Consider the following 18,675-nt stretch of genomic DNA (forward strand, 5'->3'; position numbering starts at 1 on the left):
CTCGCCAATCACGCAGCACGCGAAACTCACCGTACCACTTGTTGCACTAGCCATTTTTTCAGCAGCGTGCATCGCTGGAAGCTTGAGTTCGCTTTTGCGCACTTTAACCTGGATCATAGGAATACTCATCTTTCAAGTAGCAGATGGCATCTTCAAACGTCGCGCAAGCGCGGCCAACGGTTTGCCAATCGATTGGATCCTTCATTCCAGTTGAGGTACCAATAACTACTACATCTTTGTTTCTGAATTTTGGCGAGATGAATTCGACAGCAGCCAGCGCGGCCGAACTCGAAAGCTCCTGCCAAAGACCCCTGCGGGCATATTTGGCTTGCGCGATCAATGCCTCCTGGTCGGTGATTCTCAATGCGGTTCCTTTGGACTTAGAGATTGCCCAGACGCCTCGATAGCTGCTCACGCTGCATGCAATAGAAGTCAATCGACTGTCCGCAGGATTGACGGTTGCCATTGGCAGCCCGTTCTCCAGCGCGGTTGCGAGCGGAGCTAATCCCGCAGGCTCGACGGAGAATGCTTGCGGCAGATCACCCGCCAGACCAAGCTCGACCAGCTCTTGAAACCCCTTAACGATTCCGAACAGCAACTCGGCATAGCCGGTTGGAACTACCACGGCCGCAGGTACCCGTCGCAGCTGAACAAACACCTCATATGCGATCGTCTTGTACCCCTCTGGCCCGAAGGCATGACCGGTGTGAAATGGAGTCGAATTGCTAGTTGGATGAAAGCCAAGCTCAGTTACAAAATCCCTTAGAATTCCGAACTTACGGTCAGCTCTGACCGGAATTGCATACGCTCCATAAGCATTCAAAGCAGCGAAATAGCTCTTACTGAAACGCTCTGGGACAAGGATGACGCAAGCTAATCCTGCCCTAGCTGCGTAGGCTGCAGTCGAGATGCCATGATTACCTGTGGATGCAGCAACTATGCCGCGTGAGCCTGAAATCTTGGCTGCGCTGACGACGCATAGGTTCAATCTGTCCTTATGGCTGAAGGTCGGATTTCTGCTCTCGTCTTTGAGAAAAACACTGACCTTTCTTTGGCCGGTGTGGCATGGAAGTTCAATCAGAGGCGTTCCTCCCTCGCCCATACTCAACTGGTCGAGAAGGGGAGGAAGCAAGCTACGCCAACGAAGCATTCTTCGGTCGCTGCCTTCGAAGAAGGAATCCCGATCCAAGCGGAAATATTCGAATCCTATCTCCAGCGGGTATTGATATGAGCGGTCGATGCTCTCGACGCCCTGCAGCCTAGGCGGGAAAAGCGGAAAAGAGCTCCGATCGGGTCCCATTGAGATCTGAGCATTAGCGAGAGATTTTTCTAAGGCCATCCGTAAACTTCGCCCCGGCAGGTATTTGCCACCACGAGATGCATTGCATTGTTAGCATACTAGGTATACTGTTCCAGACTTCTTGTCAATGACACCAAGTTGCCCGTTGTCGCCGCCCGCGCGCGGTATACAAATTCAGAACAAGTTCAGATGCTTATGATCTGTCCATATTCCAAGTGGTTGACGCGGGGGGAGATCGCGCCAGCTCTATGGCGCGGCGGCCGACGGAGTAACCAGTCCCGAACCCTCTCAGGCCGGGTGGCGAGGCTTGCGGGCAGCATTTGTGTCAGCCAAGGGGGAGCCGACCGGCAAGCGGCCTTTGCGCTTCGCCGAACGTACGACGGCCGAACACGCAATGGTCAAAAGTCGGCGTAAAGTCCGTTTGCCCATGCGCAAGGTACGCGCCATTTCTCTGTTTCGCGCCGGTCGACTCTTGTAAAGGAGTCAAGCCGATTCAGGCCGCAAAGTCTCGCCCGGATCTGAACGTCTCGGGCGGCGGGGCCAAAGCTTCAAGAGCCGTCGCAATGACGGGACTTATTCCGGGGATGGTCATCAGCCGCCTGGCGACTAAGTCGTGCTTTGCGCGTGTGACGATCTCCTGATTGAGGGCTATGAGCCATGATTTCCGTCTGCAGGCCGCGCAGAATGCTGATGAGCTGAAGGAGGCAGGAGAGTGCGGCCTGAGGGATGCCAGACGATGGATCTTCGAGCGCCGCGATCAATCTCTCAATAGGAGACGGGCCTTGTGGCGCGATCAGGCCATATTCGCCAATATGACCGCGAAGTGCATTGAGATCTGGGTCCGCTGCCCGACGAGGAGATCTCGCGTTCTGAAGATCGCGCTTGACGCCTTCTTTTGCTCGCTCTTGACGGCAACAGAGCGCATGGTTGGATTTGCGCATCTTCACAGATCGCCTCCGCATCAGCCATCGTTCTTCTGACGCTTGACGAAGGGTTTCACATGGGCGGGAGGGATCAACCGGACTTCTGCCCCAATGTACCAATCGCCCGTGCCCAGTGGTGAGCACCTGCACAGGCTTCCATCGCCACGCGGCCGCAGGGCTGAGCCGAAAAGAACGATAGAACCTGGTCACGCCGCAACCTCTTCCGGAATACAACGAAACCGGCTGCACTCGCTCCGTGAACCTGGAATACCGCTTGGCAACATCCAGACCGATTGTGTTAACTTTTTCCATGGATGCCATCCTGTGATGGGGTCTCAATAGCGCCACTCTGCCACATGGGTGCCGTCAGGGGCGTCCATCCCATCATTGGAAGACGACGTCATTCACCGCTGGATTGCGTTCCAACGGTCTGATCGCCCCGCTCGTCCGAAGGATGGCGACGCTTTCCTGGCGTTTCCCTCCGGTGAGGGCCGCCTTGTCGGCTTATGGCCAGTGCTGTGTAACAGCCCTTATGGACAGCAATAAGTGCAGTGCCCAGATTGAGCGGTCCGAGGTTGTTGAGACTGGCCGGTGTCGTCGGTGGACAGATGACGGGAAACTCAAGATCGCTTTGGAGAGCCTGCAAACTCCACGGTCCGTCTCATCGACAGCTCGGCGATACGGCATCTCGCGCTCGCTGCTGCTGACTTGGCGATGATCGTTTGGCGCCCGGGCGAGCAGTGAAGAAGAGCCTCGACCCGGCTTTGTGCCGGCGATGGTGATGCCGGATCAGCCGCCAGCGCAGCCGACAGCTTTAGCGACGTCAGCGAGCGGCGTATGGAGATTGTCTCGGGCCGAGCGTATCGAGTGATCGTGGATGGTTGATATGACCGCATTGTCTCGCGTATTGGATCTGCTGAAGCGGCGATGATCCCCGTCGCAGCGAGAGCGAGAATCTGGATCGCAATCGGTCACACTGACATGCGCAAAGGCATGCAGGGGTTGGCATTGCTGGTGCAGGAGGGTTTGGGACGAGATCCTGTTTTATGTGTCGGACGAGATTATGCGGCGGAGGCGCCCTAACGCCAGCCAGGGCTGGCCACGGCTGGATTGCTCCGCCACATAATATTTTGTGCCCCTCGTGCGGACGCGGGATCCCCCTGCGCCGTAACGCCGGAGGCGCACAATGCTCGAGTTCTATTTTTCGTACCGTGGGGTGCTTAAACGCCTTCGTGACGGGGCGCTCGGCGCCGAGATGGATCGCATCGCGGGGCGCTTTTTCTCGCTCGGTTACAAGTAAGCATCCGCTAAGCTTTATCTGAGCCGAATCGCGCGGTTCGGCCGTTTTGCTGCAGCGCATTGCGGCTCACGGCCGATCGGCGAAGCTATCGTCGATAGCTATCTATGCACATTCACCACGGACTCACCGCGGATTGCGGCAGTGTCTGCGCTCCAACACGCGCGACGGGTGGCGCCCGAACGATTCATGGCCTCGACGCCCATTGTAGTCGATGATCCGGACGTTCCGCTTTTGCGCTCCTTTTCTGACTATCTGAGCAGGGTACGAGGCCTTGGGCCAAGGTCCCGCGAGGGCGTTCTCTTGGGCGCACGGCGCTTTCTGGATCGGCTCCGCCATCGCCATCCTGGCCAAGACCTCGAGGCGTTGACAGCAGAGCATGTCCTTGCCGCTGTCGAGTAGCCACCCAGCTCGTGGGGCGGCGAGAGCTGCACGCCAATGTTAAACAGCCGCCATGTCATCGTCCACGCCGTCCCCACCAAAACCAGCGCGGCCGCCGTCAGAATTGGCTCGCGGCTAAGGGCCGCGGTGGCGAGCGCCCCTCCCATAGACAAAGCGCAAGCGCGAATTGCAGCCTCGCCACTCATTCGCGTACGCACTTCGGCGACAACGAGCGCTCCGATCACAGCACCGAGACCAAAGGCGCTGAGCATAGTGCCATATGTCTTGGCGCCGCCGTGCAGGAGATCGCGCACCATTAGCGGCATCAGCGCGATGATCGCTCCACTAATCACACCAGTCAGCAGTGCGCGGCTCAGAACGATCCTGACCGATGGCGAATTCATGATGTAGCGCACGCCAGAAATGACCACCCGGTTGAGCTTTTCAGTAGGCAGATGCGTAGGTTCGGCGACGCGCTTCCACAAAAGCAACGCGACTATTAATGGCAGATAAAGTAGCGCGTTGACTGCGAACGCCGCCCCTGCTCCCGCCGCGGCAACCAAAATGCCGCCGATCGCCGGCCCCACGCTTCGGGCTATATTGTAGCTGATGCTATTCAGGGCGACGGCCGCAGGCAACGCGTCCACCGACACCTGCTCGCTTACCGAGGATTGCCAAGCCGGGCCCCTTAACGCCATGCCACTACCAAGCACAAAGCAAAGCGCCAGCAGAACATTCGGAGTAGCAAGCCCTTAGAGGTCGAGCACAGTCAGTGCGGCTGCTCCCGAAATTTCAATCGAGAGTGCAACCAGCGCCACCATGCGACGGTCATGCATGTCGGCAATGGGTCCGGCCAGCATAGATAGTAGTATCATGGGAAGCATGAGCGCCGTCTGCACCAGCGCAACCCAATCCGCGGGATGGCGTCATCAGAACCATCGCCCAGGCCGCGCCACCCCCTTGGATCAAAGTGCCAAGATTCGTGAGCAAGCTTGCGAACCAGATGCGGCGAAAACTCGGATAGCGCAACCGGGCGATGATGCCACCGAGACCGGGTCGGTGCGTCGAATCGATCATCTCGACTCCTGCTGCACTTCTAACCGAGAGCTTGCCCCAGTTCAGCGGCAGTTTGGGGCAGATCCGCTCGCAAGTAGCCAAGCATCTCCTCGCCCTGTCTCCTTCATAGATGTCGCTCGACACTCGTACCTATCCGGGCGAATACCGTAAAGCATTCGCAATTCCTCCCGCGCATGAGAAAGCGCTTGATAGGGCTGCTCGCCGGACGCGCTTGTTAAGCCGTTAGCATTTGACCTTCTTGCCAACATCACTTCTCGAGGACTACCATGTCTGAGGATGACCAGCACAAGCGCACCTGCGTCCCAGGCTTAGGCCTCGTTTCAGCACGACATGACATCATCTTCGCCGTCATATCGATGCCGTTCTCAGCTTTAACGGTCAGGCGAGTGGTTCCGCCGATGAACGAACTGCTCATGACCTCGCCGCTTAGCGCGTTATCATCGTCTCGGGTGGTATGGTCATTGGTGGTTACACGCAACTTCTCAGGTCGGATCATCACGAGAATGTTCGGGCCATCGATCCGCGCACTGGTCGGAACAGCAATGGAGTGGATTCCAGAAATCAACATTCGACCATCGCTGGTCATTCTTCCATCGAGCAAATTCGACTCGCCGATGAACTGTGCCACGAAACGGTTGCGTGGCTGAAAGTAGAGCTCATCCGGCGACCCTAGCTGGGCGATCTCACCCGTATTCATTAGGCAGATGCGGTCGGACATGTTCAGAGCTTCTTCCTGGTCGTGCGTGACATAGATGAGAGTCGTGCCCAGATCTCGGTGGAGGCGTCTAATCTCTCCCTGCATCTGCTCGCGCAGATTTTTATCCAAGGCTCCGAGGGGCTCATCCATCATGATAATGGCCGGACAGTAGACAATGCACCGTGCGATACCAACGCGCTGCTGCTGACCGCCTGACAGCTGACGGGGTTTGCGATTTTCGAAGCCGTGCAGTCCAACACGGTCAAGTGCCTCCATCACCCTGTTGTGAATCGATTTGGCAGATTGACGACGCACGCGCAGCGGATAGGCGACATTATCGAACACAGTCATGTGCGGCATCAACGCATAGTTTTGAAATACCATACCGACGCCCCTATCGCGTGGCGGCATGCGCGTGATGTCGCGTCCGTCCAAGAGTATTGTGCCCGTTGTCGGCTCGCTCGCACCTGCGATCAAATTTAGCAGCGTCGTCTTACCTGATCCCGACGGGCCGAGCAAAGTTAGGAATTCGCCCTTCTTTATGCTCAGGTCGGTCGGGTGAAGAGCCGTCACCGGGCCAAACGTTTTCGATATGCCCCTAAGAGCGACCGCGTGCCCGGACTGGCCGCCAGCAATAGCACCGTCATGCATCCCAATCACACTTTCATCGGAGGCGTTGTGCGCCCTCGCGCTGGTGCGTTCATGTTGACCGATGTATCCAATTGATTCCCATTTCCCTAGCCGTAGCATGATCCGAGACCCTGTCCTCATAGTTGCGCTTCGGTCGTCGTGCAGATCGATCAGATATCGACCGGCGATCCTTTCCTCAGCGCGATCGCGACAATACTGACCAGCAGGGAGATTGCAGTTAGCAAAGTAGACACCACGGCAATCAACGGTGACACCTCCCATTGGAGAGCGCTGTACATCTTCACGGGCAGCGTGACTGTGTTCGGGCCCGCCAAGAACCAAGATATGATCACTTCATCGATAGACAGTAGAAACGCAAAAAACGCGGCGCTCACGAGTGAGGGAACGAGTTGAGGAATAACGACCGTCAGAAACATCCGGATGGGTCCGGCCCCCATCAATTCAGCGCCGAATTCAAGATTGCGGTCCAGTTTGTTCACTCCAGCCACGATCATGACAATCACAAAGGGTAAGCTAACCATAACGTGGCCGAGGACGATAGAAACGGTCGCACCGCTGATGCGAAGATACGAGAAGTAGAGAAAAAGCCCGAGACCCGTTACGATATGAGGCACAATTAGTGGGCTCATTATCAAGGCCATGATGAACTTCTTGCCAGCGAACTTGTGGCGCGAGATCCAGTAGCCGGCCGGCACGCCGGCAAGCATCGCCACCGTGGTACTGGCGACCGCGACCTTGAGACTTTGGAACAATGGATTTGTCCAGTCGGAAGACTCGAAGAAGATTTCGAATAAGTCGAAGGAGTAGCTTTCGGGCGGGAACGCCAGCGCATTCGTGGGTCCGAAGGCCATGGGGATTGTCACCACAACCGGGAGAAGGAGAAAGAAATAGATCGTCGCAGCGAGTGCCGCCCCTATCCTTTGGTAGCGGCGCGAAAGCGGGTCGTGAATGTGAGATACGAACAAGACCTCAGACCTTTCGTTGACGTCTAACGGCAACAGGTGCGATGAGAATGAAGGCCATGGCGAGCAGAATCACACTGATTGCAGACGCCTTGGACCAGTCCAGAACCTCCCGGTTATAGAATTCGACCAGATTCGCCAGCATCATATCCCGGGGGCTGCCGAGCAGCGCGGGAACGATAAAGGCCCCCAGAGACATAACGAAAATACTGACGAGAGCCGCGAAGAGGCCAGGTAGGCTCATGGGAACCGTGACTGTCCAGAAAATGCGTACGGGTTTTGCACCCATGATGGATGCTGCTCGATAAACGGCGGGATCGATCGCGAGCAGGCTAGCCAAGACCGGCAAGACAACAAGCGGGACGAGGTAGTTTGTCATGCCCACAAGCGTTCCAGTCAAGTTGAAAACAAGTGGTAATTTTATACTTGCGTTGAAGACCCAACTTAGGAGCGAATTGATAATTCCATTGCGGCCTAGGATTATCGTAAATGCGAAGCATTTGACCAACACGCTGGTCCAAAATGGTAGCAGGACAAGTACCATGAAAAACGACCTGCGCCGCGCCGGTTGACGCGCAAGATGCAAGGCGACGACGAATCCCAAAACCAAACTCGAGATGGACGACAAGCCGGCGATATACAGTGTCGTAGCCAAGGAATTCCTGAACAATGTGCTGCTTAGCACAGCGTTGAACGTAGCAAGCGAAAAGTTCGGACCTTGGACGCTTGTGTAGAGGATATACAAAGCTGGCGGGAGAACGATCGCGCCGCCTATCAAGGTGGCTGGCGACATGAATATGGCCTGCGCACGCAATGTACTTGTGCGGATCATGGGCGCTCCGAGGGCTTGTTGAGAGATCAAGAATGGCCCCTTCGGATCGCCCTTAAGGATGGCCAAGAATCCGCGGGGCCTGTGAAGTTTTGTTTAAAGAAGTATGCGATAACGGTCACTGGCATGAGCAGGTCCCGAATGCCGCAAATCGGTTGTTCGAATCAGGGACATTCCGGCCACAGGTGATGGAAATAGAGCACCGCTTGCGACAGCGACACACTTAGCTCATTTTCCATTCTTGGAAACGTAGATTCACCGACTCGAAATTCTCAGCCCAATATGTACGGTTGACCATCACGTTGTTGGGGCTGTTCAAATCCGGCTGCCATTTGCGTATCTCGGGCGACAGCATGGTTGAAGCTTTCTTGGACACTGGGATCGTGCCCAGCAGATCGAATAGCCGAGCCTGAACCTCCGGACGCATGTAATAGACAAGCAGCCTTATCGCGTTTTCCTTGTTCGGCGCACCCTTTAGGATTGCGAGCGCGTCGCCAAGATTGATGGTTTGCTCGAAAGAAATCGCCAATGGCGTTCCGCCACCCGGACGATTCGTCGCTAAGATCCGATTGTTGCCCGCGAAACCGAAATCGACTTCTCCGCCCTGAACCAAGGAGATGTCCTGCGGTGGAGTGGCTGACCATATGAGATGGGACTTGATCCGAGAGAGCGACTTGAAGGCACGATCCAAATCTAACGGGTAGATGTCCTTCGGCGCCACGCCGTCGGCGAGGAGCGCAATTTCGAGTGTGCCCAGCAGAACAGTGCCACGCAAGGCGCGGCGTCCAGGAAATCTTTGCAGATCGAAGAATTCGGCGCAGTTTTTCGGATGCTTTCCGTCACCAAACTTCTTTGGATCCCAAGTTATGCAATTGCCGGCTACTTCGAACGTAACATGATCGGTTGCTGGCGGGATTTCCAGATCTTTGAGGTCGAACAGGGCCGGATCGAGCTTCTCCCAAAAACCTTGTTTGGATCCGGAGGCGGCGCTGACGTCAGTGTTCAAAAAAACATCGACGTCGACATTGCCGGTCAACTGCATGGCCTTGACTTTGTCAAGCTGCAAGGCGGGCACGAAGTCGACCTTGATTCCCGTTTCCTTGGTGAATGGCTCGATCACCGCCTTGACATGGGCGTCCTGGTAAGAGCCGCCGAAACTAGTCATCGTAACTGAGTTGGACCTCCCTGCGGCGCGAGAGACTCTGATCAGTGTCGCTGCCGAGACGACGCCAGCCGTTCCGACTAGGAAAGAGCGACGCGAGAGTTTTGAGCCGACACTCTTCATCTGCAATTCCCCTTTGCTCGAGCCGCCGTCGTTTGTCACATTGGTGATACACTATATATCAGGTATGTCTACTGGATCAAATCATTTATCGACGGCCGAGTGTGGTGCCCGGGGCACTAGCGGCGCTCGTCGGAAGAGAGCTCGAAGCACCACAGCCATCCGGCGCGCTGGCGAAATTCGAGGTCTACTGAGCCGACAATCCGCGCGCCGAAGAGACTAATCTGCTTACCAACTCAATAAGTTGATCGACGTCGGCGTCGCCGCAATCAAGGTGTGTCATCAGTCAAACGACGCGCCCTGGTTGCTATACAGAGCGCACGCCAGTAGCGGCCAGCGCCTCGACAAGCTTCTCCGGCATTGCAACGAACACAAGATTGGCTTGAACGGGCGCGACCACTTACACCTCGGGCAGGTTCGCAAGCCCCTGCCACAGGCGACGGGCACGAGCGCTCGCGTTAGTCGCCAGCCGCAGATAGATCATTCTCGGTATACGCGATCAGCTGCGCGGCAGCGAAACGCATCTTCGACCAGGTCTGTCCCGCCCCGCGCAGCCGATAAAAATCGGTTCAGCGAGTGCCCGGTTGAACACCACGATGGCATTAACCTGCCCCTGGATTTTTCATTCAGCGGCAATTAGAGTCTCGGAGTTTTGTACGCCAAGTGGCGCGGGTGGAGCAACGGACGATCGGCGGAGCTGGTCGGGGTTGCGCAGCCGAGCGTCCGTTGCGGTGAGGTGGGCGGCGTAGGCCGCGGGGGTCAGGTATTTCAGCGACGAGTGGGGACGCTGGAGATTGTAGTCGGCGACCCAATTGGTGATCTTGGCGCGGGCGTCGTCGAGATCGAAGAACAGAATCTCGTTGAGTAGCTCATCGCGCATCCGGCCGTTGAAGCTCTCGACGAAGCCGTTCTGCATGGGCTTTCCCGGTGCGATGAAGTGCCAATCGATGGCTGCGTCCTTGCACCAAGCCAGTACGGCGTTGCAGGTGAACTCGGTGCCATGGTCGGACACGATCATTCCTGGCTTGCGGCGTCGCTCGACGATTGCCGTGAGTTCGCGGGCCACGCGCCGCCCCGAGATCGACGTGTCCGGAATGGCGCCCAGGCATTCCTTGGTGACGTCGTCGACGATGTTGAGGATGCGGAAGCGTCGACCATGGGCAAGCCTTATTCTCTGGATCTCCGTAAGCGTGTTGTGGCCGCGATCGAAGGCGGAATGTCCCGCAATCAGGCGGCCAAACAGTTTGGGGTGGCGATCAGCACTGCCATCGGCTGGATGCAGCGGGTCGAGGAGACCGGCAGCGTTGAGCCTGGCCAGATGGGCGGGCACAAGCCGAAGGCAGTTTCGGGAGACCACGCAGTCTGGCTGTCGCAGCGGATCAGGGACGGCGATTTCACCATTCGCGGTCTCGTTGCCGAGCTTGCCGGTCGCGGCCTGAAGGTCGACTACCACTCGGTGTGGGACTTCGTGCATGCCGAGAAGCTCAGCTTCAAAAAAAAGCGTGGCGGCTGGCGAACGCGATCGTCCCGAGATGGCTCGCCGGCGAGCCCAGTGGGCAAAGTATCAAGGTCGCGTCGAAGCTGAGCGGCTGGTCTTTATCGGCGAGACCTGGACCCGGACCGACATGGCTCCGCTTCGGGGATGGGCCCTGCGCGGGCACAGACTTGCGGCCAAGGTTCCTCACGGCCGCTGGAAGACCATGACCTTCCTGGCGGCCCTGCGCCACGACCGGATTGATGCGCCATGGTTCATCGAGGGGCCGATCGATGGTGTGAGCTTTCGTACCTATGTCGAGAAGGTGCTTCTGCCCGTCCTTCGACCCGGCGATATCGTCGTCTTGGGATAACCTTGGCAGCCACAGGAGCAAAGCAGCCAGCTCATCCGTTCGGTCGGCGCCAAACTCTTCTTCCTGCCAAAATACTCGCCCGACCTGAACCCGATCGAACAGGTCTTTGCCAAGCTCAAGCACCTGCTCCGCAAAGCTGCCGCGCGAACCGTCGACGCGGTCTGCGCCGCAATCGGCCATGCACTCGATGCCTTCACCTCCGAGGAATGCGCCAACTACCTCAAAAATTCAGGCTATCGAACTTAATGCCATCACGCTTTAGATCAGTGCACCCAACTAGCGCACGCTGATCGAGCTAACGGCACTTGCCGCAGAGGCTTCATTGTTTTCCCATCCGCCGAGGACGACTCGGCTCACGGACATTAGCCTCCAGAGAAAACCGATAAACGATGCGATCGGCGCGTGCTACGGTACACCCCACAACCAAAGGCGTGCCATCTTTCCGAAATGCGACAGTGCGACAGTTTAATACTGGAAATCCTGGCGTTACCTCGAGGAGTGCAGCCTGCTCTTCCGTGGCCGTCGCGCCTTCGAACTGGTATTCGAAATGGTCGAACGCCTTCAGCGCTTCGATAAACGGCATCATAAGCTGCTCGCGGACCTTCGGCATGAGCGCTTCGCCGACTTCTTTGGGAAACCAGAGTGAATCAAGGCAAATCGGTTCGTCGTCAGCGAGAATAATTCTCTCAACCCGATAACCGACGCCCAATGCCCCAAGCTGGAAAGGGTCGCCATCATTCGGATCGGTCAGCGCCACTTGAAGCAATCGTACGCCCGGTGTGAGACCAAGCTTGCGCAGGTCGTCCTCGAATGGCACGGTCTTGCTTGGGCTAAGCAGTCGCACAATCCTGCGCCGCTTTGCGACAAAGACGCCAAGACCCTGTCGACCGACAAGAATCCCCTCAAGCGACAGATCGCGAATTGCACGGCGGATGGTGATCATGCTGACGCCGAAATCCCTGGCAAGGTCACCAGCGCTCGGCAGCTGCGTGCCGGTCGCGTACGTTCCGGCATCGATCAAATCTCTCAATTTTCGCGAGACGGAGCGATAAAGAAACCGGTCACTTCCAGTCCCTCGTCCCGATCTATCAAGTTGGCGCATAACTATCACCCATTCCCGCCCGAGGTCCAGCCTGTTCGTGACTGCAGGGTTTCCACCCATCCTCTTCTTCCAAGGCACCAGCACTTACAACTAGTGTCGACTCCTAAATTTTGCGCACGTCTTACCTAGAAGTTCACGTTCCAGATCCGCCGGATCGCCGTGCAGATCGCTGCCCCGCAGCGCATACGGACGGATCGTTTGGTCGAACCTGACGCGACCCGCGTGAGCATGAAAGTGGGTCGGGTGACCGGCCAGCACGCGGCAGATGGGAGCGAGCCCATACTCAACCCGATGAATGCAAACATCCGCGACATGCTGCCGAGCTCGGCTTGTTGTTCGCGCCGTCGGTTGAGCGGAAACAAAGGATGATAGCTTCTCAATGAGAGAGACACGTCTGTTACCAACTGCGTGCGTAAGTGCGCTCTTGGTGTGGTCGCGTTCGGTTCTTGAGACGAGGAGAACAAACTCGCCCGGAGCTCATTCCTTCGATCAGTCGAGCCATCTTGACACTTGGTCGGATTGACGATGACAAACCGGTGCTCGTTGGCCGCACGAGTCTGAGTTTGGCTGATCGAATCGCCAACACATTGAGCAGGAATTGGGCGACCTCGTCACTTCGAGTACTGAACGGTTCGTTAGGCCGCCTCGTACCCTGCATATCTCGATCTTTAGGACGAGCAAGGTATTTCTCATATATTCCGGCTCGGGGAGCGGATATGCAACTTCGTAAGCGGGCAGCCCTCCGAGCAATACATACTCAGTATTCAGAGCTAGCGCCATCGTGATACGCTGTCAACCCCATTAAACAGGCTTGCCCGTCCCTACAAAGTTCGGCGAGCACTTTAAGTCGATTCCGATGGCTTGCCGGAGCGATATTTTGATGAGACGACATCCTTCGACACGATCAATGGACAGAACTCGCGAGCGATTTTGGGCTTGCCCCCGACACCTCGTTACGAGGGCCCCGGGTCGCAGCGGGTTTGAGCAATGATTGTGTCGATGGGTCAGCATCTTAGTTCAGGCGATCCTCCATTCTCTCAGCCTCCGCTGACTGATCAAAGAGGCCGAGCATCTGAGCCATCGGATTCAGCCGATGCAATAGCGCTGCGAACGCCTTGCCGCTCCCCTCCGGCGCGATATGTGTTCGCCTCCTGCCGGGCTGGGCGAGGTCGTGGTCGAGTAGCTCAGCCATTCGGCTTTCGCCCTCACAGATCCGGGCGGGCGGATTTCCCGCACCCGGCTCTTCCCGAGGGTAACCCGCGTCATATCCGCGCCTGCGCCCAAGTGCGAGTGATGCGTGGAACGGGCAGACGGAAGCGTGCCGTCAGGGTCTCGAACTCCGACCAGCCCATGCGCCGGCTTTTCTGACTGCGCCGTCTCAGACAGCGCATCCACGTCCGACGCACTTCGCGGTAGAAGCCGTTGAGCGCTGGATAATTGTGCGGCCTGCCGTAGTAGCCATAGTGTCCACGCAGCACAGCGGCGAACCACTCGTGCTGCGTGGCCAGTGGCTCGTGCATGAGCCGCCAGGCCTCCTGGCGCAACGCCGTCAGCTTACGCGTCAGGCGTTTCCCTTCCGTCTTGTGCTTCACGATGAACCGGCCATCTCGGGTCCGCCCGCAGTAGTGGGTGAAGCCGAGGAAGGCGAAGGTCTCTGGTCGCCGCTCGCCGCGCCGCTGACGCGAGAGGGCCGCGAACCGGCCAAACTCGATCAGTCGCGTCTTGCCCTCATGTAGGGTCAGGCCGAAGCTGGCCAGCCGCGCCTTGAGGGCCAAGAGCATTTCCTGCGCATCTGCCTTGTTCTCGAAGCCCATAACGAAGTCGTCCGCATAGCGCACTGTCACAATGCGACCGCGTGCATGGCGACGACGCCATTGGTGGACCCAGAGATCGAGGATGTAGTGCAGGAAGATGTTGGCAAGGAGCGGGCTAATGCCCGCCCCTTGCGGCGTGCCCCTGTCCGTATCGTGCTTCTCGCCGCTCTCAAGAATGCCAGCTCGTAGCCACAGCCCGATGAGCCGTAAGATGCGAGGATCGGCGATCCTGTGCGCCACCATCCGCAACAGCCACTCGTGGTCGACCGAGTCGAAGAAGCTGCGTATGTCGGCATCGAGCACCCAGTTCACGCGCTGACTCATGATCGCTGTATGCAAAGCATCAAGCGCCATGTGCGGATTGCGCCCCGGCCGGAAGCCGTAGGAGAACCCGAGGAAGTCGGCCTCGTAGACGGCGCTCAACACCTCGGCCACCGCGCTTTGGACGATCTTGTCCTCTAACGCCGGCACACCGAGAGGCCGCTTACCGCCATCGGCTTTGGGAATGTAGACCCGCCGCACCGGCTGTGGCCGGTAGCGACCAGTGTGGACTCGTGCGCAGAGGTCGCGGAGGTTATCCGTCAGCCCCTCTTCGTACTTCGCCACCGTCACCCCATCGACCCCCGCGCTGGCCTGCCGCTTTTGTCGTCGGAACGCCCGAAGCAGAGCGTCTTCGTCGACATGGTGCAGCAGGGCCGTGAACCGGGTTTGGGCGGCCTGGCTGGCCGCCGCGTTCACCCGCTTGAGGTTCGGCGGCAAGGCGACCCGGCTCTGTGTCCGGACCCTGGCCTTCTCGCGCAGGCTCCCCTCGGGCTGGTCCCTTCCCTCCATGCGTCTCGTTACCTTCGACGACTTCACAGGTAGTATGGACCAGTCCGACTCCCGACCTCAGCTCGGACCGCGGCTCTGGCAGTGCCTTGCCGCTGTCCCCCACTGGAGACCAATCCAGCGGACCCGGTCGGGCCTCTCATGTTCCGATGGTTGCCTTCCATGCGTGATTCGGCCATCGACCCCGACGGAGCGGCATCGTCTCGCATAACGACGATGCTCGTGTAGCCTTCGTGACTAGGGAACACACTCGGCCTCCGCGAACATCCACCTTTCGAGGCTCATTCCCGCACCCCGCATGGCTCCTGTCTACACTTCAGACCCCGCGTTGCCGCGACGCCCGCAAGACTCGGTCCCGGCTCGCCTGCTGCGGCTTTGGCCGGATGGGACTTGCACCCACAAGCACTCATCAGCTTGGCATGACGTACTCCCCGGTGGTGGTGTAGCTCGGTAGAGCAAAGCCGCCCGGACGCGCGCCTCAACTAGCGCCGTAGCGGGCGGGCGGCTTTGCGGTGGTCACCGGCGGTTCTCCGGTAGGATCGGGTTGCGACACGCCAACGCAACCGAGGAACCACCGATGACCGACGACATGATGAACCTGCGCACGCTCGTGGAGAAGACCCCTGATGCCGATCTGTTGCGCGAGATGATCGGCTTTGCTGCCCAGCGGCTGACGGAGCTGGAAGTCGAAGGCCAAACCGGTGCAGCCTACGGCGAGAAGAACCCCGAACGGCTGGCCCAGCGCAACGGCTACCGCGACCGGACCTGGGAGACCCGGGCCGGCACGGGTCGAGCTTCGCATCCCCAAGCTGCGCAAGGGCTCCTACTTCCCGGGTTTCCTGGAGCCGCGCCGGATGGCCGAGAAGGCGCTCACCGCCGTAGTTCAGGAAGCCTATGTGCAGGGCGTCTCGACCCGCTCGGTCGACGGTCTCGTCCAGGCGATGGGGATGAGCGGCATCTCCAAGAGCCAGGTGAGCCGGCTCTGCGCGGAGATCGACGACAAGGTGAAGGCGTTCCTCGCCCGGCCGATCGAGGGCGACTGGCCATATCTGTGGATCGACGCCACCTACGTGAAGGTGCGCCAGCAGGGGCGCATCGTGTCGGTCGCAGTGATCGTCGCTGTTGGCGTCAACAGCGACGGCCGGCGCGAAGTTCTCGGCATGGATATTGGCCCTTCCGAGGCCGAGACGTTCTGGACGGCGTTCCTGCGCAAGCTCGCTCGCCGGGGCTTGCGTGGCGTCAAGTTGGTCGTCTCCGACGCCCATGAGGGCATCAAGGCCACCGTCGCCAAGGTGCTCAATGCCAGCTGGCAACGCTGCCGCGTGCACTTCATGCGCAATGCATTGGCCCATGCCGGCAAGAGCGGCCGCCGCGTCGTCTCCGCCTTCATTGCCACGGCGTTCGCCCAGGACGATGCCGAGGCCGCACAAGCACAGTGGCGGAAGGTCGCCGACCAGCTTCGTCCCAAGCTGCCCAAGCTTGCCGGCTTCCTCGACGAGGCCGAGACCGATGTGCTCGCTTATATGGCGTTCCCGCCGCAACACCGGACCAAGCTGCACTCGACGGATGAGATGGACAAGCGATTTTTTTCATGACCGAGATGACGATTGCAGAAATCGAGTACGTCCATTCTTTTGTTCGGCTGCGCCGCGGGCCATTCTTCCGTCCCGGCCACCGATCTCGCAGCCGCCGCGCGCAGGGGCGGTCAAGGCTGGCCGCGTTTGCGGCCACCGCAAGGCTTGGCCTTGACCGGCCCGAGCACGGCGGCATGCTGGCGTGGAACGGGACTGCGTTCCTCGCTGGCACTTGCCGTCAGGCGGGATTATCCTTGGCGGGCGCGGGCGACCTCGTGGCGAAGCGTGGCGCATCGGCTGCAAGCGCCACCAGGCTGCCCTATTTTGTCCTGCCGAGCTGAGGCGCCCGCGCGCCGGTTTTTGGCCGCCGTGGTTTCCATTGCGTCACCAAGCGCTCGTAGCTTTGCTCTGCCTGGGCGGCAATCAACATCTCGCGGTCGCGCAATGCCTTGATGTTGTAGGCATACGCTGGCCCACGCCGGCTGCCTTTCTGTTGCGGATGTCCAGCTTGAAGCTGCATCGCGCGGGTCTTGATGGCGACCAGTGCCGGGCGCGCCCACAGGTAATCCTCGCCCTTCGTCAACAAATGCCAGCAAAGCACGGTGAGCTTCCGGGCCACGGCCACCGCGGCGATCTGATGGCCGCGCCGGGCGCGGATGCGCACGAAAAACGCATGCAGCGGACCGGGTGCCTTGGCCGCTGCCCATGCCGCCTCGACCAGCATGGCGCGCGCGTGACTGCGGCCGATCTTGCTGATGCGGCCGTGATGGGCGGCGCCCAGTCCGGACTGCCGCACCCGCGGGTTCAGCCCGAAATAGCTCACCAGCTTCTGCGGGCTGTTGAACCGGCTGATGTCGCCGATCGCCGCCATGATGCCGGCAGCGACCGCCAAGTTGACGCCGGTGATCGTCATCAATCTGTTGACCGCGGAATCGTCGATGGCGTCCTGCGCGATCTCGCGGTCGAGCAGGGCCAGATCTTCCGCCAGCCGGTCAAGCTCGCGGACGTGCCGATCGATCGCCGCGCGCTCATCGTCCGGCAACGGTTGGGCGGCCAACCACGCCCGGCCGCGGGCGTTGAAAAGATCGGCATGCGGGCACTTCGGGATCAGGTGCGCGTGCAGGATCGAATGCACCTCGTTCTTGAGCCGCGTGCGATGCCGCACGACCTGGTAGCGCCGCGCCACCAGCCGACGCCTGCGTTCCGTCTCCGCGTCAGGCGTCCAGATCTGCGGCAGGTACCCGGCCGCCTGCAGACTGGCGAGCGTGCCGGCATCGATCTTGTCGGTCTTGACGTGAGCCTGGGCGATCGCCTTCACCTGCAGCGGATTGGCGATAATCACCCGTACCACGAACGGCGCCAGAACCCGCGACACCGCCATGCTGTTGGCGGTCGCTTCGACCACCACCTCATCACTGGCCAGCAGGGTCTTGCCAAATCCCTCCAACGCAGTCCGCGTCATATCAATGCGGCCCGCATGTCGGAGCCTGCCATCCTCCCAAACCACCACCTCCCCGAAAGTTCGGTGGACGTCGATGCCAATCACCCGTCGCATTCGCACCTCCTGCCAATCAGACCACATGACGGGAGCTACGGGCGACACGACAACTACGGATTCGCGCTCTCAGCGCAACCGGGCGAGTCGCAGAGGCGGCCAGCTACTAACTCGAGCTCGCGGCTCATCGTATGCATCGGCCTGCCCGCACCTTCGTGCTCCCGGTGCCTCTGTCCCGATGGTCGCACCATACGCTACGATGTAGAACATCGCAGCGGAACGTTGGCACCAAGAAATCTCATACCGGTTACCAACCCGATCGAGCGCCTCAACGGCGAGATCAAGCGCCGCACCGAGGTCGTCGGCATCTTCCCCAATGAAGACGCCATCGTCCGCCTCATCGGCGCGATCCTGCTCGAGCAAAATGATGAATGGGCCGTCCAGCGCGCTCGCTATATGACGCTGGAAACCATCGCGCCGTTGAGCGATGATCCCACTGTCAGCCTTCCGGCGATCGCCAGCTGACCTGCCCGGCTCTTGCCGGTGAACGCGGTCTCCCGCCGCCAGCTACACCACGCAACGGGACACGATCCTGGGCGACGACGTTAAAGCTCTC

Annotated in this window: 13 protein-coding genes and 6 pseudogenes; 7 read left to right on the forward strand and 12 right to left on the reverse strand. The window is 59.2% G+C overall.

Annotated features, from left to right (window positions below; all coding sequences use genetic code 11):
* Positions 1–103: 103 nt before the first annotated feature.
* Positions 104–1,339: a threonine synthase gene (locus ACVILL_RS05085; RefSeq protein WP_456728105.1), complete on the reverse strand. Its 1,236-nt coding sequence runs from the start codon at positions 1,337–1,339 to the stop codon at positions 104–106.
* 275 nt (positions 1,340–1,614) lie between these two features.
* Positions 1,615–2,535, reverse strand: a pseudogene (locus ACVILL_RS05090) (IS110 family RNA-guided transposase); the annotation flags it as partial.
* A gap of 220 nt (positions 2,536–2,755) precedes the next feature.
* Between ACVILL_RS05090 and ACVILL_RS05095 the strand changes: the two are divergent.
* Positions 2,756–2,941: a transposase gene (locus ACVILL_RS05095; protein WP_456728106.1), complete on the forward strand. Its 186-nt coding sequence runs from the start codon at positions 2,756–2,758 to the stop codon at positions 2,939–2,941.
* A gap of 209 nt (positions 2,942–3,150) precedes the next feature.
* Entirely contained in the window at positions 3,151–3,306 is a 156-nt protein-coding gene (gene tnpB, locus ACVILL_RS05100) for an IS66 family insertion sequence element accessory protein TnpB (RefSeq protein WP_456728107.1), read from the forward strand.
* 549 nt (positions 3,307–3,855) lie between these two features.
* On the opposite strand, the pseudogene ACVILL_RS05105 reads toward tnpB, so the two are convergent.
* The 6 genes and pseudogenes from ACVILL_RS05105 to ACVILL_RS05130 form a co-directional block, all read right to left on the reverse strand.
* Positions 3,856–4,978 (reverse strand): annotated as a pseudogene (locus ACVILL_RS05105) (MFS transporter); the annotation flags it as partial.
* Between the two features lie 247 nt (positions 4,979–5,225).
* Entirely contained in the window at positions 5,226–6,326 is a 1,101-nt protein-coding gene (locus ACVILL_RS05110; RefSeq protein ID WP_456728108.1) for an ABC transporter ATP-binding protein, read from the reverse strand.
* A 149-nt stretch (positions 6,327–6,475) separates the two neighbouring features.
* Positions 6,476–7,177: an ABC transporter permease gene (locus ACVILL_RS05115; RefSeq protein ID WP_456728109.1), complete on the reverse strand. Its 702-nt coding sequence runs from the start codon at positions 7,175–7,177 to the stop codon at positions 6,476–6,478.
* A 118-nt stretch (positions 7,178–7,295) separates the two neighbouring features.
* Positions 7,296–8,120 (reverse strand): ABC transporter permease, encoded by an 825-nt coding sequence (locus ACVILL_RS05120; RefSeq protein ID WP_456728110.1) that lies wholly within the window; start codon positions 8,118–8,120, stop codon positions 7,296–7,298.
* A 220-nt stretch (positions 8,121–8,340) separates the two neighbouring features.
* Complete coding sequence (locus ACVILL_RS05125) at positions 8,341–9,402, reverse strand: ABC transporter substrate-binding protein (protein ID WP_456728111.1); 1,062 nt, start codon at positions 9,400–9,402, stop codon at positions 8,341–8,343.
* Between the two features lie 619 nt (positions 9,403–10,021).
* Positions 10,022–10,567: pseudogene (locus tag ACVILL_RS05130) on the reverse strand (integrase core domain-containing protein); the annotation flags it as partial.
* 48 nt (positions 10,568–10,615) lie between these two features.
* On the opposite strand from ACVILL_RS05130, the gene ACVILL_RS05135 reads away from it, so the two are divergent.
* Both ACVILL_RS05135 and ACVILL_RS05140 read left to right on the forward strand, forming a co-directional pair.
* Entirely contained in the window at positions 10,616–10,984 is a 369-nt protein-coding gene (locus tag ACVILL_RS05135; protein ID WP_456728112.1) for a hypothetical protein, read from the forward strand.
* Between the two features lie 40 nt (positions 10,985–11,024).
* Positions 11,025–11,492 (forward strand): annotated as a pseudogene (locus ACVILL_RS05140) (transposase).
* Positions 11,493–11,565: 73 nt separating this feature from the next.
* Here ACVILL_RS05140 and ACVILL_RS05145 read toward each other — a convergent pair.
* From ACVILL_RS05145 to ltrA, 3 genes are all read right to left on the reverse strand, one after another.
* The gene (locus ACVILL_RS05145) at positions 11,566–12,348 is read right to left on the reverse strand and encodes a GntR family transcriptional regulator (RefSeq protein ID WP_456728113.1); all 783 of its coding nucleotides are present in this window, start codon (positions 12,346–12,348) and stop codon (positions 11,566–11,568) included.
* Between the two features lie 1,012 nt (positions 12,349–13,360).
* Positions 13,361–13,540 (reverse strand): hypothetical protein, encoded by a 180-nt coding sequence (locus ACVILL_RS05150; protein ID WP_456728114.1) that lies wholly within the window; start codon positions 13,538–13,540, stop codon positions 13,361–13,363.
* Positions 13,541–13,610: 70 nt separating this feature from the next.
* The gene (gene ltrA / locus ACVILL_RS05155) at positions 13,611–15,020 is read right to left on the reverse strand and encodes a group II intron reverse transcriptase/maturase (protein ID WP_456728115.1); all 1,410 of its coding nucleotides are present in this window, start codon (positions 15,018–15,020) and stop codon (positions 13,611–13,613) included.
* A 547-nt stretch (positions 15,021–15,567) separates the two neighbouring features.
* On the opposite strand from ltrA, the pseudogene ACVILL_RS05160 reads away from it, so the two are divergent.
* Positions 15,568–16,570 (forward strand): annotated as a pseudogene (locus ACVILL_RS05160) (IS256 family transposase); the annotation flags it as partial.
* A gap of 11 nt (positions 16,571–16,581) precedes the next feature.
* Positions 16,582–16,905: a hypothetical protein gene (locus tag ACVILL_RS05165; protein WP_456728116.1), complete on the forward strand. Its 324-nt coding sequence runs from the start codon at positions 16,582–16,584 to the stop codon at positions 16,903–16,905.
* On the opposite strand, the gene ACVILL_RS05170 is transcribed toward ACVILL_RS05165, so the two are convergent.
* The gene (locus ACVILL_RS05170; RefSeq protein WP_456734174.1) at positions 16,884–18,101 is read right to left on the reverse strand and encodes an IS110 family RNA-guided transposase; all 1,218 of its coding nucleotides are present in this window, start codon (positions 18,099–18,101) and stop codon (positions 16,884–16,886) included. The two genes, ACVILL_RS05165 and ACVILL_RS05170, sit on opposite strands and share 22 nt — an antisense overlap.
* Before the next feature lie 264 nt (positions 18,102–18,365).
* Here ACVILL_RS05170 and ACVILL_RS05175 point away from each other — a divergent pair.
* A pseudogene (locus ACVILL_RS05175) lies at positions 18,366–18,584 on the forward strand (transposase); the annotation flags it as partial.
* Positions 18,585–18,675 lie beyond the last annotated feature (91 nt).

The sequence above is a fragment of the Bradyrhizobium sp. USDA 3364 genome (assembly GCF_054056355.1).